The following is a 14,834-nucleotide window of genomic DNA, read 5'->3' as shown; positions in this document are numbered from 1 at the left end:
CAGCTCAACCGGCGAGACGCTCCGGTTCACAGCGGGGGGCCTGACGACAGCCCCCGCGCGTTCACTTGCCCTTGGCGGAGCACTGCATCGCGCACATCAGATCGCCCACCGCGCACCCGCAGCCGCCGCGCTTCGGGGCCGGGGCGGCGGGCGTGGGAGCGGCCGCGCCGGACTGCTGCGCCTTGCCCCCGGCGCTGCCGCTGGCCGGACGCGGCCTCGCTCCCGCGCGCGCGCCCGCTGCCGCCGGGGCGGCGGTCGGCGCCGCGGTCGCGACCGGCTCCGCCGTGGCGCTCGCGGTCGCCGTCGCGGTCGGCGCCGGCGGCTCTGGCTCGGGGGGCGCCGTCGTCGCCGGGGCCGCCGCCACGGGCGGCGTGGTCTCGGCAGCGGTGGGCGCCGGCGTTTCGCCGCCGCCCTTCATCAGGAGGAAGACGCCTGCGATCGCGATGCCCGCGATCGCGATGCCGGCGCCGATGATGATCGGCGCCCGGTTCTTGGCAGGGGCATCGACGGTCGGCGGCGCGACGGACGGCGCCCGCGCCGTGGTCACGATGGGCGCGCTGAGCTGGAACAGGCCGCCGTCGCTGGCGACGATGCTCGCGACCGGCGACGGCGCTCGGACGCCGGCCCCCGAGGCGAGGGCCTTCAGGTCGATGAGGCCGGAGTCCTCCGAGGCGCTGACGGCCGACCGTGCCGGAGCAGGGGCGGCCTTCGCCGTGAGGGCGCTCAGCGAGAACAGCATCGAGTTCTCGTCGCGCTGGCCAGGAGCAGCGCCGCTCTTGAAGAGCGGAGCGCTCGTGGCCACGTCGTCGGAGCTGGGCCGGTGCGCCTCGGGCCCCGGGCTCGCGCCGAAGAGGTCCTGCGTCGGGCGCGCCGGATCGCGGCGCACCGCCGCCGCGCGAGGAGCGGCCGCCGCGACCGCCTCGACCCCCGGAGACGTCGGACCGACCGGCGCGGCGGCGCTGGGCACGGACTGCGACTGCACGGGCGCCGAGTCCTGCGCGGCCACGGAGGCCGGGGCGCTGCCAGCGTGCAGCGCCGCGACGATCGTGTCGACCTGGCCGAGCGGCTGCCAGTCGGCCATCCCGTCCGCCCAGATGTACGTCTCGGCGTTGATCGCCCCCGCCTGATAGCTGGCGACGATCTCGGCCACCGTCATCGAGCGTTGATCGCCATCCGCCACGTTGACCAGGTACGTGGTCCCGTCGGCCGGAACGCTCGTGCCGGAGACCGGATCGGCGACCCCGCCGTTGGTCGTCACGCCCGAGCTGTTCACGAGGATCGTGGCGCCGCATTTGCGGCACTTGATCTTGACGGTTCTGCCTTGGACCTTCTCGTCCGAGACGGTGTATTTCGACTGACAGGACTGGCAGGTGATCTTCATTGGGGGCTGGCCCGCAGGGGTGTGGTGCCGGCGAGGCGTCGCGTAGAGTTTACCTTGATGCCGCGCCGGTGGCCCGCTCTCTGACGTGCCAGTCGCGCGTCTGATCTCGCAGCTCCGCTTTACGATAGCCGAGGTCGTCGTCCCTTCGTAAAGCACAAAGGGACGGGCCGCCGACGTAACCGTTGTCGGGACGCATCGTAGGAGCCCGCAGGCCGGCGCCTGGAGTGGGACCCGCCGCCTTGCGGAGCGCCTCAGACGCCGATGCTCGATGGGGATGCGGCTCACACTCAGCGGTGCCGGGGTCCGACGGGGCTGGAGTGCTGCCGTACGGCAGGACGGCGCGGCGAGAGATCCCCGTTCAGGCGTCGCCGCGCACGGAGCCAAGCTCTTCGAGGCTGGGCTCGTCGGCCACGACCGGCACATCGTCGACTGGGTCCTGCGGCTCGACGCTCTCGATCGGCCCCGGAGCCTCGTGGCTGCCCACGTGCTCGCCGTACGCCTGCAGCTTCGAGTACAGGCCGCGGCGGCTGATCCCGAGCACGCGGGCCGCGCGCTGCTTGTTGCCGCGCACGGCCTCGAGGGTCAGAAGGATGAGCTTGCGCTCCGCGTCGGCCAGGCGCGTGCCGACCGGGAGGCGCAGCACGAGCGGGTGCTCCGCCGCCTCACCGGCGTCCCGCGGCGGCTCGGCCTCGTGCACGCCCGCCTCCCCCTGCGGTCTCCGCGGGAGCGAAGCAGGGCCCGTGGAGGGCGGCGCAGGCGGCGCGGAGACGACGTGCGATGGCGCCGGCTCGGAGGGGATCGCCATGTCGGAGACGTGGACGATCGGCACCGACAGCGGCTCGGCCGGCTCGGGATGGACGACCGGCGCCGCAGCCCTCCCCGTCGAGATGCTGTCGTAAGAACGCCGGGCAGAACGCCGCTCGATCCGGCCCTGGCCGAGCTGGACGTCGTTCGCCGAGACCAGCTCGGTCGAGGCGAAGAGCGCGGTCTGCTCGATGACGTTGCGCAGCTCGCGGACGTTGCCCGGCCAGTCGTGCTCCGTCAGCCGCTCGACGGCGGCGTCCGAGAGGCGGCGGGCCGGGGTGCCGTAGCGCTTGGCGAACTTGATCAGGAAGCGCTCGGCGATCGGCAGGATGTCGTCCCGGCGCTCGCGCAGCGGCGGCAGCGTCACCGTGAACACGTTGAGCCGGTAGTAGAGGTCCTCGCGGAAGACGCAGTCGTCGACGAGGTCGAGCAGATCCTTGTTCGTCGCGGCGACGACGCGCACGTCGGCCTCGATCTCCTTGCGGCCGCCGACGCGGGTGAACCGGTACGTCTCGAGCACGCGGAGGAGGCTGACCTGCACGGCAGCGTCCATCGTGCCCACCTCGTCGAGGAAGACGGTGCCGCCGGCCGCCGCCTCGAACTTGCCCTCCGCGGCCGCGAACGCGCCGGTAAACGACCCCTTCTCGTGACCGAAGAGCTCGCTGCCGATGAGCTCGCGCGGGATCGCCCCGGTGTGCACCGGCACGAACGGGCCGGCGCGACGGCGGCTCCGGTTGTGGATGGCGCGCGCGACGAGCTCTTTGCCCGTGCCGCTCTCGCCGACGATCAGCACGGGCGCCATCGTCGCGGCGACGCGATCGATGCGGGTGAAGACCTCCCGCATCCGCGTCGAGCCGCCGATCATCCCCTCGAACACGAGCTGCCCGTGGAGGGGATCGTCGTCGTCGAACTCGGTCGGCGGCGACGAGAGCAGCTCGCGCACGAGCAGCACGAGGCGCGCTGGATCGAGCGGCTTCTGGAGGTAGTCGGCCGCTCCCAGCTTGAGAGCGTCGACGGCGCTCGTGATCGACGCGGCGCCGGTGACCATGACCACGTGGGGCGGCGGCGCCTTCGGCTCGGGGCCATCGAGCTCGCTCGGCGAGAGCCGGCGCATGAGATCGACGCCCGTCATCCCGGGCAGGTTGAGATCCGTGACGAGCACGTCAGCCGGCGTCCGCTGATGGATCTCGAGCGCCTGCTCGCCGCTCGACGCGACGACCACGTCGAGCCCCTCGTGGCGCAGCACCGCCTCGAGGATGGCTGCCTGGTCAGGCTCATCCTCGACGAGGAGCACCCGGCCGTGGTGGCTGTGGCTCCGGTGCGGCGAACGCGCCTGTCCGCGCGGAATTGCAGCTGAAACTGCGTTCGGTCCCAAAGCTTCCCTCCCAGCTCGGCGGACGGACGGCTCGGCCCCGTGCGTTATGAAACGTGCCGTTAAACTTGTAGCTCGCGCGGGCCTCTCATCAACTCGGGAGTTGCCTCCTTCTCGGGTGCAAGGCCCCCCTCACATGCCGTCCGTGACATGTCGTTCCTGCGCAACGCGTGCGACGCCCCCGGATCGCTGACTCCTGTGGTGACACGCCGCCGCGCGCATCACCAGCGCTCGATGATGCCGCATGCGATGCGATCGGCCAGCGCCATGCACGTAAGCATCGGGTTCACGGCAGGACTTCCAGGAAAGATGCTCGTGTCGGCGACGTAAACGTTGTCGAGATCGTGGCAGCGCCCCTCCTCGTCGACGACCCCGTCCCGCGGCCGCCGCGACATCCGCGCCGTGCCGAAGGCGTGGTTCGCCGCGGTGATCGTGTCGCGCCCGTCGAGCCGCTTGCTCTTCAAGATCTCGGCTTCCTCCGGCGACGTCAGCTCGTCGGGGACGCCGTGCAGCCCGGGCAGGATCGACGCGGCCCCTGCCGCCCAGCAGATGTCGGACAGGATGCCCAGACCGCGCTGGATCTTCTCGACGTCGCGCGGTGCGTAGTCGAACCGCACATCGGGATCCCAGCTGCCGCGCTTCGGACGGACCGTCCCGCGCGACTGCTCGGCCGCGATGATCACGTCGAACGGCGCCATCCGGTTGTAGGTCCGGAGGTGACGCTGGTAGTCGTGCCCGAAGCCGGGGAACCGCGCGGCAAGCACGGCGGGGGGCGACCAGAGGACCTCGAGCTTGATGCCCTGCTCGAGGAAGTGGAGCGAATGATAGCCCTGGGTCGCGCCCTCCCATGGATCGGTGGGATCCGGGAACACCGCCATGATGGCGAGCCCCGGGTGGAGCTGCAGCTCGTTGCCCACGTGGCCGCTCGAGTTGGCCGCGCCGCTGCGGAGCAGGATCAGCGGCGTGGCCATGCAGCCCGCGGCGAGCACGACGAGCTTCGCCCGGATCTCGACGGGCGCGCCCTCGCGCCACGTGAAGGGCTCGATGGTGCGACCGCGCATCCCGGCGGCCCGCCTGCCGGAGACGAGCAGGTGCTCGGCGCGGACGCTGGTGAACACGCGCGCGCCTGCCCGGATCGCGGCCGGGACGTACGAGATATCGGTCGACATCTTCGCGCGGTTGCGGCACCCGGTGAAGCACTCGCCCGAGCCGCGGCAGCCGCGCACGTTGCGGTGGGTCGGCTCGCTCGACAGCCCCAGCGCGTCGCAGCCGCGCTTGAAGCGCAGGTTGCGCTCGCCCTGCACCTCCACCGGCGTGGGCGAGACGCCGAGCAGGCGCTCGACGCGCTGGTAGTGGGGCAGCAGCGCGTCGAGCGTGATCGCCCCCGTCCCCGCTCGCTCCGCCCACTTGTCGAACACCCAGGCGGGCGAGCGCGCGCAGATCGCCGAGTTGACGACCGAGCCGCCGCCGAGCGCGATCGCCTGCATGGTCGGGATGAGCATGCGCCCCCGGGCGGCTCGCATCCCGCCCTCGCGCAGCGTGCGCGCCAGCGACTCGCCCGCCTCCTGCCGGAAATCCTCCACCCCGAACGGCGGGCCTTCCTCCACGAGGATCACGTCGCGCCCCGCCTCGGCGAGCTCCTTGGCGACGACCGCCCCGCCCGGCCCCGACCCGACGACGAGCACCTCGCACGAGGCCTGCAGCTCGCCGTCGTAGTCGGCGAACACCTTCACCTGGGAGCGCGGCTCTACGGGCGGGAGCGGCTCCACCTCGGCCCTCGAGCGGAGCGTGGCCCCGGAGAGCAAGCGCTTGTCGCCGCGATCGGGGTGCGCGGAGCGCGGCGGCTCCTGAGGGTCGGGTAGCTTCATGCCGTCACCCCCGGCGCGAGCGACGGGGGCTTCACGGCGACCGGCTCTCCCGACGCGCGCGTGGCGGCGCGGCGCTCGAAGGGCGTGGCGCAGCAGGCGACGCCGATCGCGCGGGCGACCTTCTCGTTCGCGAGGTAGCCCATCGAGAGCATCGTCCGGAGCGAGAGGAACGTGACCCGCCGGAGGTAGATGCAGCTCTGCGACATCGACGCGAGCACCGCGATGCGATCGGCCTGCGGGAGGCGCGTGAAGCGGGCGCGGCGGGGCCCGAAGACCCAGGGCGAGAGCTCGACGAAGTGGAAGAGCAGCCGCATGTACGGCCGCAGAGGCCGCGGCGTGCGGGCGACGTAGTGCTCCATGTACTCGACAAGCCCCGCCTCGGTCCCGGAGACCGGGATCGGGCCGCCGGCGGGAAAGAGCGCGTCGGCGCAGGCAGCCACGATGGCCCGCTCCCTCACGGAGAGCGCGCGGGAGCGCGCCCCGGGGCCCGACGCCCTGCGGGCGAGGCCCACGGCGGCGGCGGCGAGCGCCGCGAGGGCAATGACGAGACAGATCACGGGCAGATGCGCAACGAGCTCGCTCATCACTCGACTCCTTCCTTCCCAGCGGGAAGCCATCGCCTGGCTGCCTCGACAGCGTAGTCCGACGCCCAGAGTGCGCAATTTCGTTCGCACTGCGTCGGGGTGTTCGCACACCATCCTGTCCTGATTTACGCAGCCCGACGTTGCGGCTGTGACAATCGCGGTATGGTCGGCGCCCGATGAGCGACGAGCCGAAGAGCGCTGTGGACATGAGGAAAGAGGCAGGAGGCGACGCGTCGACGGAAGACGGGGAGCCGATGGAAGAGGAGCGCCACACCTCGCCGGCGCGCGACCTGCGGACGTGGCTCGCCGGAGCTCCCCTCCCCGCCTGGCTGCAGCTCACGCTCGGGCTGGCCGTACCGATGCTGATCACGCTCGTGGCGGCGCTGCGCGTCGCGAGCTTCACGATCGACGACGCGTACATCTCCTTCCGGTACGCGGAGAACTTCGCGAACGGCAACGGGCTCGTCTACAACGTGGGCGAGCGCGTCGAGGGCTACACGAACTTCCTCTGGACGGTGCTCCTCGCCGCGGCGGTGAAGGTCGGCGCGACGCCGGAGGCCGCCGCGAAGGTGCTCGGCGCCGCCTGCGCCTGCGGCGCGCTCGTCCCCACCTACCTCCTCTCGCAGCGGCTGCGCCCGTTCTCGAACGTCCCCTGCCTCGCGACGTGGCTCCTCGCGACGAGCATCCTCTTCTCCGGCTACGCGGTGTTCGGGCTGGAGACGCCGCTCTTCCTCCTGCTCACGCTCGGCGGGACCGAGCTCTTCTTCCGCGAAGAGGACGCCGCCGCCTCCGGCGACGCACCTCGGCCCGCGCTCGCCTTCCCCTGGTCCGGCGCGGTGTTCGCGCTCGCCGCGCTCACCCGCCCGGAGGCGCCGCTGTTCCTCGGGTTGCTCGTCATCTGGCACGCGGAGCAGGCGTTCTCGCGGCGGAGCGTGCTCCGCCTGCTCACCTTCGCGCTCCCGGTCGCCGCGCACCTGCTCTGGCGGCACAGCTATTACGGCGAGTGGCTCCCGAACACGCTCGCCGCGAAGACCGGCAACTTCTCGCAGCAGATCCAGGGCGGCAGCGACTACGTCCGCAAGTACGCGCAGCACGCCGGCACCTTCCTCTGGCTCGGGCTCCTCTCGGTCGCCTCGTCCATCGTCCACCGGCGCCGGAGCGGCCTCGCGCTCGCGTCGATCGCGCTGCTCTTCGGCGTGTACGTCGTCTTCGTGGGCGGCGACTGGATGCCGTACTTCCGGTTCCTGGCCCCCGCGGAGCCGTTCGCGTTCCTGCTCGCCGACGACGCGATCCGCGCGATCGCCGCGCGCCGCGAGCGGGCAGCGTCGCTCGCGATCGCCGCGTTCGGCGCGATCACGCTCGCGACCCGCACCGGAGAGCTGGTGCGGGCCCAGCGGAACCTCCTCGTCAACGACAAGGGCTTCTGGGACGACGCGGCCGGGCGCACGGCCGACTGGCTCGTCCAGAAGGGGGAGCCCGGCCCCATCGCGGTCGCCGACATCGGCTACATCGGGTACCGCACGGGCTTCCCGGTCGTCGACATGCTCGGGCTGCTCAGCCCCGAGGTCTCGCGCCTGCCGGGCGGGTACACGCACAAGGTGGGGACCGGCTACACCGACGCGCTCTTCGCCAAGAACCCGCGCTACTTCCTGATCATCGCCTCCGGCGCCGACTGCAAGAGCCCGACGGTGCCCTCCTCGCGCGCCTCGTACGGCGATCCCAGGTTCAAGAAGGATTACAAGCTCCGCCAGGCCATCGCCCTGAAGAAGGGCGGCGCCTGGTGCATCTACGGGAAGACGTCGTACCCCTGACGCTCGACGAAGCGGTCGCGCGCCCCGCCCCGCGACCGCCTCACCGGAACGCTCGCCTCGCGCCTCGCATCAGGGCGCCTCTCCCGGCCGGCGCTCCTCGCCTTCCGCTCCCGCGCCGGCCGTTGCGGCGGCCCAGAACGCGCGCACGTCCTCGATTCGCTCGGTCCGGCGCGCGTCGGGCAAGCTGTCGAGCAGCACGCGGCCGTAGCCGCGCGTGCGGACCCTGCGGTCCAGGATCGCGACGATGCCCCGATCGGTGCGCGCGCGGATCAGCCGGCCGAAGCCCTGCTTCAAGGTGATCGCGGCCTGCGGGACGCTGTAGGCGATGAACGGGTTGCCGCCGCCCTGCTCGATCGCCGCGCACCGGGCCGCGACGACAGGATCCGTGGGCACCGCGAACGGGAGCTTCTCGATGATCACGAGGCGCAGCGCTTCGCCGGGGACGTCCACGCCCTCCCAGAAGCTCATCGTCGCGACCAGCACGGCGTGCCGCTCGGCGCGGAAGCGGCGGAGCAGCGCGCCCTTCGGCGCGTCCCCCTGCACGAGCAGCGGAGCCTGCTGCCGCGGAGCGCCCCCACCCGCCCGGGCCTCGGCCGCGGCGCGCGCGAGCCGGACGCGGAGGGCGGCGGCCAGCGCGTTCATCGCGCGGACCGAGGTGCAGAGGACGAACGCGCCGCCGCCCGTGATGCCGATGAGCTCGGCGATGCGATCGGCCCCGCGCTCGACGAACGCCGCGTCGGTCGCCTCGGGCAGGTCGCGCGGCGTGTAGAGCAGCGCCGCGTTCGGGTAGTCGAAGGGCGATGGAACCGTGAGCTCGTCGACCGGCACCGGCACGTCCGCGTCGAGCCCCATCCGCGAGCGGAGGAAGCGGAACCCCGACCCGGCGGAGCCGCCCGTGGTCAGCGTGGCGCTCGTCAGCACCACGGCGCCGATCCGCTCGAAGACGTGCTCGCGCAGCATGTGCCCGAGATCGACCGGCGACGCGCCGAACGAGACGGCGCGGCCACGCACCTCGACCCACGTGACCTGGTTCGTCGCGGGGTCGACGATCCGCGCGGCGTCGTCCCGCAGCTGGGCGGCGCGGTTGCCGACGAGCTGCACCGCCTCGCTGCTCGCGTTCGCGCTCGCGTACCCCGCAAGCGCCTCGAGGTGGTTGTCGAGCCGATGATAGGCCCCGAGCAGCTCGCCGGACCACGCGTCCCTGGCGAGCGGGACCCGGGAGTCGCCGCGATCCCCGCTGCCCACGGCGCCGCCGAGCGCGGCGAGCCGATCGAAGAGCGCGTCCGCGGACTCGCGCACGATGGCCGTGATCGCCGTCCCCTCGCCCCGCCCGAGGATGCGGTCGGCGAGGCCCGACGTGATGAACGCGCGGTCCGCGTCGCGCAGCATCGAGTCGACCCGCGCGCGCGAGACGCGGACGCCGAAGAAGCTCGTCGCGATGTCCTCGAGCTGGTGCGCCTCGTCGAAGATGACCGCATCGTACGGCGGGAGCGCGCCCGCGCCGGCGAAGCCGCGGCGCGCCCCGGCGATCTTCAGGGCCAGGTCCGCGAAGAACAGGTGATGATTGACGATGAGGAGGCGCGCCGCCTCGCTGTCGCGCTTCATCCGCGTGACGAAGCACTCGTCGAAGTAGTCGCACGACGCGCCCAGCCGCGTCTCGCTGGACGACGCCACCTCCCGCCAGACCGGATCCCCCTCGGCGAGGTAGGCGAGCTCCGCCACGTCGCCCATCTCGGTCTCCTGCGCCCACGCCTCGATGAGCGGCAGCGAGCGCCCCGCGGTCCCGGCGCCCGCGCCGGGGCTCTGGCGGAGCTCGTTGAAGCGGCGCAGGCAGAGGTAGTTGCCGAGCCCCTTCACCAGCGCCGCGCGCGGATCCAGCCGGAGGTGCTCGGTCACGAGCGGCAGATCCTTCGTGTAGATCTGGTCCTCGAGCGCCTTCGTCGCGGTCGAGACGACGACCTTGCGGCCGCTCAGGATGGCGGGGACGAGGTACGCGAGCGTCTTGCCGGTCCCGGTGCCCGCCTCGCAGAGGAGGATGCGGTCCTCGGCGATCGCCCGCTCCACGGCGCTCGCCATCGCGACCTGCCCCTCGCGGTCCTCGTACCCCGGCAGCCCGCGCGCGAACGGGCCGGAGGGCCCGAGCAGGCTCGCGGCTCGGTCAAAGGGCATCGTTGACCGCTTACCGCGGCAGGGCAGTCTTCTCCAGCGAGAGGGCGAACCCCACCTCGCTGAGGGCGAGCTCGAGCGACTCGACCGGCTTCTCGAACTGGACCTCGCACCAGGTGTCCAGCGTCCGCTCGGCGTCACCGGGGTCGCGGACGTGCCGGAGCGCGGCCTCGCCCTCGGTGTAGCCTCGCGCCACGGCGGGCTCGGCCATCCGCCGCGCCCGCTCGAAGAGCTGCTCGTCCGTCGCGCCCGGGAAGTCGTTGCGCTGGGCGCGCACGACGAACCCGACCCGCAGCGGCTCGGCGCCCACGACGATGCCCGAGTCCATGAGGAGGTTCTCCCGCACCCGCTCGGCGACCTGAACGGCGTCGCCCCGGGTGCGATAAACCTCGAATCCGGCTTGGAGCAGGGCCTTCTTTATCTCCGCGGGTGTCGGCATCTTCCGCTGGTTTCCGGCTACCCCCAGCTGCGAGCAGGACCATCCATCGCAAAATTACGGGTGCCTCGTCAAGCGGACAGCGCTGGCAGGGGTGTGGCGCTTTGGCGGGCCGGCGCGTTTGTACCCGCTCACGAGCTCGACCGTGACGACCTCGACGCCCCGTCGTCCAGGCGACCCGGGATCTCTGCCCCCTCGGGGGCATCCAGGAAGCAGACCCCCACGATCGACCCGTCCGGCTCGTCCTGCACCCACATGATCCGACCTGGGCGCGGGGATCTACCGTCGAGCCAGACCGTTAGCTCCGTGCCGGGGTCGAGTGAATTTTCTATCACCACCCGGAGCCCGCCGACGCTCATGTTGAGCGTCCAGCCGGAGACGGCGCGGTCGGCGGCCTCGAGGCGGACCCGCTCGCTCAGCTCGCGTCGCGGGCTCCTGCGACGGTTGGCCAGGAGCTCAGGGGGAATCTGGAGCGACGGGGGAGTGAGGGTTCTGCGTCGAATCACAGAAGAAAATTACAAGCACAGACCGTGCCCGAGGACAGAAATATTGGCTACGGCTGATATCCAGCAGGGACGGGAGCGTGGGACCGCTCAGTGGGCTTCGGCATGGTCGGGCTTGTGGCCGGAGCCGTCGTTCGGCTCCTCGAAGACGGAGACGGGCTCGAGCAGGGACAGCTGGTCGCGTTTGATGCCCACGCCCTTGTCGGAGAAGAAGAGGTCGTTCTCCTGGAGCCGCGATCGCACGCGGCCGATGAACAGGATAGGCATGCCCGCCTGCGTGTAACCGAGCTGCACCAGCGTGCCCTTCGGCCAGTTGCCGCCGTCGAACGAGAGCTCCTTGCGCAGCGTGTAGAACCCCTCGGCAGGGAGACGCTGCAGCGAGTCCGCCCACGTCGTTCCCCGGAACGCGACGGCGGGGCCGTGGAAGTGCCAGCGGTTGTGCACGTTGTGATCAGGCGTCGTGACCGTCGGCAGACCGTTGTCCGAGTGGTTGTGGAAGGAGACGAGGATGCCGGCAGGCACCTTGTCCTCGTTTCCGGGGAGCGGCTTTGTCGTCAGGTAGAGGCCGCAATCAGGGAGGTGTGACTTCGAGCTTGCCATGGCCTGTGCCCCTAGCCCCGCTCTCGACCGCCGTAAAGACACGCCGTCGACGCCGTGCTATGCCGCGCCTGGCCAAGGCGGGAGGCCGCTCGAGGAGCGAGCGGCGCACGCCCCGGGAGCAAGCCCTTCGTGAACAGATTGAGCCAAATCTTCGGCGCTGCCATCGTCATCGCGATCGCCGTCGTCTTCATCGTCCAGTTCCGCCCGAGCACGGGCCCCGTGCAGTCGACCGCGAGCAGCTGCGTCGTCGAGGTCCGAGGCAGCTGCATCTCCTCGGTCGACTTCAACGCCTCGAGGAACCTGCTCGCGATGCGCGCCGTCGACGAAAACCGCCTCCGGGCGATGGGGTACCGGCGGCTCACAGCGGAGGGGCTCTACGAGCGGTGGCTGCTCAACGAGGACGCGGAGCGCCTCGGGATCAGCGTCTCGGACGACGAGCTCACGGCCGAGCTCGTGGCCGGCAGGGCGCGTGTCTCGCTGCCCGCGGACAAGATCCGCCAGGTCGGTTACGCCCTGAACCTCCGGGAAGACCTCATTCGCTACCTGGACGTCCGCAACCGCCAGACCAAGAAGTTCGACAGCAAGCAGTACGAGAAGCAAATCCGGAACATCACGAAGATGAGCCCGACGGACTTCCGCGAAACTCAGCGGAAGGAGCTCGTCGCCGCGCGGATGCGCGACCTCATCCGCGCGCGGGTCCGGGTCGGTGAGAGCGAGGCGTTCGAGCAGTTCTCGCGCGAGAAATCGACCCGGACGCTCAGCTACGTGCGCTTCGATCGGCGCTTCTACAGCGACCTCATCGTCGACACCTCGGAGAAGGCGATCCAGGCCTGGGCGGAGGCCAACAAGGAAGAGCTCGACAAGACCTGGGAGGGGCGCAAGGCGCACTATCTGCCCGAGTGCCGGGTCGCCCGAGACCTCATGGTCGAGGTGCAGGCCGCGGAGGCCGAGCAGGGGCCGGAGGCGGGCAAGGCGGCCGCGAAGGCCCGGATCGAGGCGGCGGTCCAGCGCCTCAAGAAGGGCGAGAGCTTCGCCGACGTGGCGCGCAGCGCGAGCGACGATCCGAGCGCGGCGCGCGGCGGCGATCTCGGCTGCGTGACCAAGGGCCGGCTCAGCAAGCCTGTCGAGGACAAGCTCTTCGAGATGAAGGCGGGCGAGGTGTCGGACCTCATCGAGACCGAGGACGGCTTCCACGTGATCAAGCTCGAGCAGATCGCGAAGGACGCCGACGCCGAGAGGATCGGCCGGCTGGAGACGGCGCGCGACCTGTACATCGCCCACGAGTCGGAGCGGCTCGCGGCCGAGGCCGCGAAGCAGGTGCTCGCCGCCGCCGCGGGCGGCAAGTCGCTGGAGGACGCGCTCGCCGCTTACCTGGCCCACCTCGCGCCCGCGAAGGACAAGGCCGGCGCCGCCGCGGGGGCGCAGCCCGCCGCCGCGAAGCAGGACGGGAACAAGGACGAGGGGGCGAAGGACAGCGGCCAGGCCGAGCCTGGCGCGGCGCGGCCGCCCTACACGACGGCGAACCACCCGAACCGGCCGACCGTCGAGGCGAGCCTGCCGTTCAACGTGTCGGGCTCCCCGATCACGGACGCGAGGGACAGCACCGAGGCCGCGCGCATCGCCTTCCAGCTCGACAAGCCGGGCGATCTGCCCAAGGACATCGTGGCGCTGGAGAACGGTTACGCCGTGATCCAGCTCAAGGAGAAGACGTCCGCGAGCCAGGAGCAATGGGACAAGGACCGCGAGTTCTACACCGCCGCGATGCGCGCCGCGAAGCAGAACGACGCGCTCATCGGGTACATGCGCCGGCTGAAGTCGACGATCGGCAGCGAGGTGAAGTACGACCAGAACCTCCTCAAGGAGTCCAGGCCGGCCGAGGACGGCTCCGGCGAGCCGGAGCTCCCGCTCGGGGACGAGGGGGAATGACGTCGCTCCCGCCGCGTGACGCTCGCGACGTCCTCCTCTCGAACGGCCTCAAGGTCGTCCTCGTCCCGCAGCCGCACGTTCACCGGGCGGTCGCTTCGCTCTACCTGCGCGTCGGCTCGCGGTTCGAGAACCCGCAGAACAACGGGATCTCCCATTTCCTGGAGCACATGGTGTTCCGGGGGACGCCGACGCTGCCGTCGGCGCACGCGCAGGCGCTCGCGTTCGAGCGGCTCGGCGGGACGCTCTACGCGGCGACCCACGTCGACCACGGCGTGATGAGCATCTCCGTGCCGCCGACGAACCTGGAGCCGGTGATCGCCCTGCTCGGCGAGGTCGCCACGTCGCCCCGCTTCACCGCGATCGAGGTCGAGCGCGGCATCGTGCGCGAGGAGATCCTCGAGGACCTCGACGACGAGGGGCGCGACATCGACCCGGACAACAACGCGCGCGCCCTCATGTACGAGCGGCACCCGCTCGGCTTCACCATCACCGGCGGCATCGACGCGCTCGATCGCTTCGACGAGCCGATGCTGCGCGCCCACCACGCCCGGCACTACACGACGGCGAACGCGGTGCTCTGCCTCGCCGGGCGGCTCGATCCAGACGCGTGCGCGCGGGCCGTCGAGCGGCACTTTGGCGCCATGCCGCGCGGCGAGCAGGTGCCCGCCGCGCCGCCGCCGAACGGACAGAAGAAGCCGAGGTTCCGCTTCATCGAGAACCAGTCGAGCCAGACCGAGCTGCGGGTCGCGTTCCGTGGCGTGAGCGAGCGCGATCCGCGCGAGCCCGCCGTGGAGATGCTGCTCCGCGTCCTCGACGACGGCATGTCGACGCGGCTGTACGAGCGGATCTGCGACCGGCTGGGCCTCTGCTACGACGTGTCGGGGATGTTCGAGGCCTACGAGGACGACGGGGTCGTCGACATCGCCGCGGGCGTGCAGCACGACCGCGCGACCGTGGTGGTCCGGGAGATCTTCTCGCTGCTCCGCGAGCTCTCCGAGGTCGGCCCGCGCGAGGACGAGCTCGCCAAGGCGCGCGACCGCCACCTGTGGTCGGTGGAAGCGATGCTCGACGACGCCGAGGCGACCGCCGGCTTCCACGGGCTCGCCGCCCTCGCCGACATCACCCGCACCCCGGAGGCGCGGCACGAGGAGCTCGCCCGCGTCACGGCCGAGGACGTGCGCAACGCCGCGCGCGCGCTGTTCCGGCCGGAGCGCCTCACCGTGGTGGCCGTGGGCCTGCTCCGCTCCTCGGAAGAGGCGAAGCTCGACAAGGCCGTCCGCTCGTTCGGCTGAGCCCGTCCGCAACTTCAACGGATCCCGTCCGCTCGTTCAGCTGAGCCCGTCCGCGGCTGACTGGCGGACGTCTGCGTCACCGCAGGTGCGC

11 protein-coding genes are annotated in these 14,834 nt (G+C 71.6%); 3 read left to right on the top strand and 8 right to left on the bottom strand.

Translation table 11 applies throughout. From position 1 onward, the window contains the following. Positions 1–61: 61 nt before the first annotated feature. The 4 genes from WMF36_RS15590 to WMF36_RS15575 form a co-directional block, all read right to left on the bottom strand. Positions 62–1,381, bottom strand: coding sequence for a zinc-ribbon domain-containing protein (locus tag WMF36_RS15590; protein ID WP_437580399.1), 1,320 nt, complete (start codon positions 1,379–1,381; stop codon positions 62–64). Positions 1,382–1,739: 358 nt separating this feature from the next. Beyond that, positions 1,740–3,479 (bottom strand): sigma 54-interacting transcriptional regulator, encoded by a 1,740-nt coding sequence (locus WMF36_RS15585; protein WP_437580398.1) that lies wholly within the window; start codon positions 3,477–3,479, stop codon positions 1,740–1,742. Between the two features lie 299 nt (positions 3,480–3,778). Then, on the bottom strand, positions 3,779–5,425 hold the full coding sequence (locus tag WMF36_RS15580; RefSeq protein WP_437580397.1) for a GMC family oxidoreductase: 1,647 nt from the start codon (positions 5,423–5,425) through the stop codon (positions 3,779–3,781). Continuing rightward, a complete protein-coding gene (locus WMF36_RS15575; RefSeq protein ID WP_437580396.1) occupies positions 5,422–6,009 on the bottom strand; it encodes a gluconate 2-dehydrogenase subunit 3 family protein in 588 nt (195 codons plus the stop codon). The genes WMF36_RS15580 and WMF36_RS15575 overlap by 4 nt, the downstream gene beginning before the upstream one ends. 176 nt (positions 6,010–6,185) lie before the next feature. Here WMF36_RS15575 and WMF36_RS15570 point away from each other — a divergent pair, with 176 nt between their 5' ends. Further along, positions 6,186–7,820 (top strand): hypothetical protein, encoded by a 1,635-nt coding sequence (locus WMF36_RS15570; protein WP_437580395.1) that lies wholly within the window; start codon positions 6,186–6,188, stop codon positions 7,818–7,820. Between the two features lie 69 nt (positions 7,821–7,889). Here WMF36_RS15570 and WMF36_RS15565 read toward each other — a convergent pair whose 3' ends face one another. The 4 genes from WMF36_RS15565 to WMF36_RS15550 all read right to left on the bottom strand — a co-directional run bounded on the left by WMF36_RS15565 (position 7,890) and on the right by WMF36_RS15550 (position 11,525). Further along, positions 7,890–9,989 carry an ATP-dependent DNA helicase gene (locus WMF36_RS15565; RefSeq protein ID WP_437580394.1) on the bottom strand — a complete coding sequence of 700 codons (2,100 nt, stop codon included), beginning with the start codon at positions 9,987–9,989 and terminating at the stop codon, positions 7,890–7,892. Positions 9,990–9,999: 10 nt separating this feature from the next. After that, positions 10,000–10,425, bottom strand: coding sequence for a hypothetical protein (locus tag WMF36_RS15560; protein ID WP_437580393.1), 426 nt, complete (start codon positions 10,423–10,425; stop codon positions 10,000–10,002). A gap of 128 nt (positions 10,426–10,553) precedes the next feature. Then, a complete protein-coding gene (locus WMF36_RS15555; RefSeq protein ID WP_437491254.1) occupies positions 10,554–10,928 on the bottom strand; it encodes a PilZ domain-containing protein in 375 nt (124 codons plus the stop codon). A gap of 87 nt (positions 10,929–11,015) precedes the next feature. Next, positions 11,016–11,525, bottom strand: a complete 510-nt coding sequence (locus tag WMF36_RS15550) for a hypothetical protein (RefSeq protein ID WP_437491251.1) — start codon at positions 11,523–11,525, stop codon at positions 11,016–11,018. Positions 11,526–11,654: 129 nt separating this feature from the next. On the opposite strand from WMF36_RS15550, the gene WMF36_RS15545 reads away from it, so the two are divergent. Together WMF36_RS15545 and WMF36_RS15540 are read left to right on the top strand one after the other, a co-directional pair. Continuing rightward, entirely contained in the window at positions 11,655–13,451 is a 1,797-nt protein-coding gene (locus WMF36_RS15545) for a peptidylprolyl isomerase (RefSeq protein ID WP_437580392.1), read from the top strand. Further along, positions 13,448–14,743, top strand: a complete 1,296-nt coding sequence (locus WMF36_RS15540) for a M16 family metallopeptidase (protein WP_437580391.1) — start codon at positions 13,448–13,450, stop codon at positions 14,741–14,743. Before WMF36_RS15545 ends, WMF36_RS15540 begins: the two co-directional genes overlap by 4 nt. Positions 14,744–14,834 lie beyond the last annotated feature (91 nt).

The organism is Sorangium sp. So ce887, assembly GCF_051521455.1.
In the GTDB taxonomy this organism is placed as follows: Bacteria; Myxococcota_A; Polyangia; order Polyangiales; family Polyangiaceae; genus Sorangium.
This window is presented reverse-complemented; position numbering and strand designations above follow the sequence as displayed.

Bases quoted from the DNA above. Each gene is read 5' to 3' on its own strand.
- WMF36_RS15550 (WP_437491251.1), bottom strand. From the start codon at position 11,525: ATGGCAAGCTCGAAGTCACACCTCCCTGATTGCGGCCTCTACCTGACG.
- WMF36_RS15570 (WP_437580395.1), top strand. From the start codon at position 6,186: ATGAGCGACGAGCCGAAGAGCGCTGTGGACATGAGGAAAGAGGCAGGA.
- WMF36_RS15590 (WP_437580399.1), bottom strand. From the start codon at position 1,381: ATGAAGATCACCTGCCAGTCCTGTCAGTCGAAATACACCGTCTCGGAC.
- WMF36_RS15580 (WP_437580397.1), bottom strand. From the start codon at position 5,425: ATGAAGCTACCCGACCCTCAGGAGCCGCCGCGCTCCGCGCACCCCGAT.
- WMF36_RS15560 (WP_437580393.1), bottom strand. From the start codon at position 10,425: ATGCCGACACCCGCGGAGATAAAGAAGGCCCTGCTCCAAGCCGGATTC.
- WMF36_RS15565 (WP_437580394.1), bottom strand. From the start codon at position 9,989: ATGCCCTTTGACCGAGCCGCGAGCCTGCTCGGGCCCTCCGGCCCGTTC.
- WMF36_RS15540 (WP_437580391.1), top strand. From the start codon at position 13,448: ATGACGTCGCTCCCGCCGCGTGACGCTCGCGACGTCCTCCTCTCGAAC.
- WMF36_RS15575 (WP_437580396.1), bottom strand. From the start codon at position 6,009: ATGAGCGAGCTCGTTGCGCATCTGCCCGTGATCTGTCTCGTCATTGCC.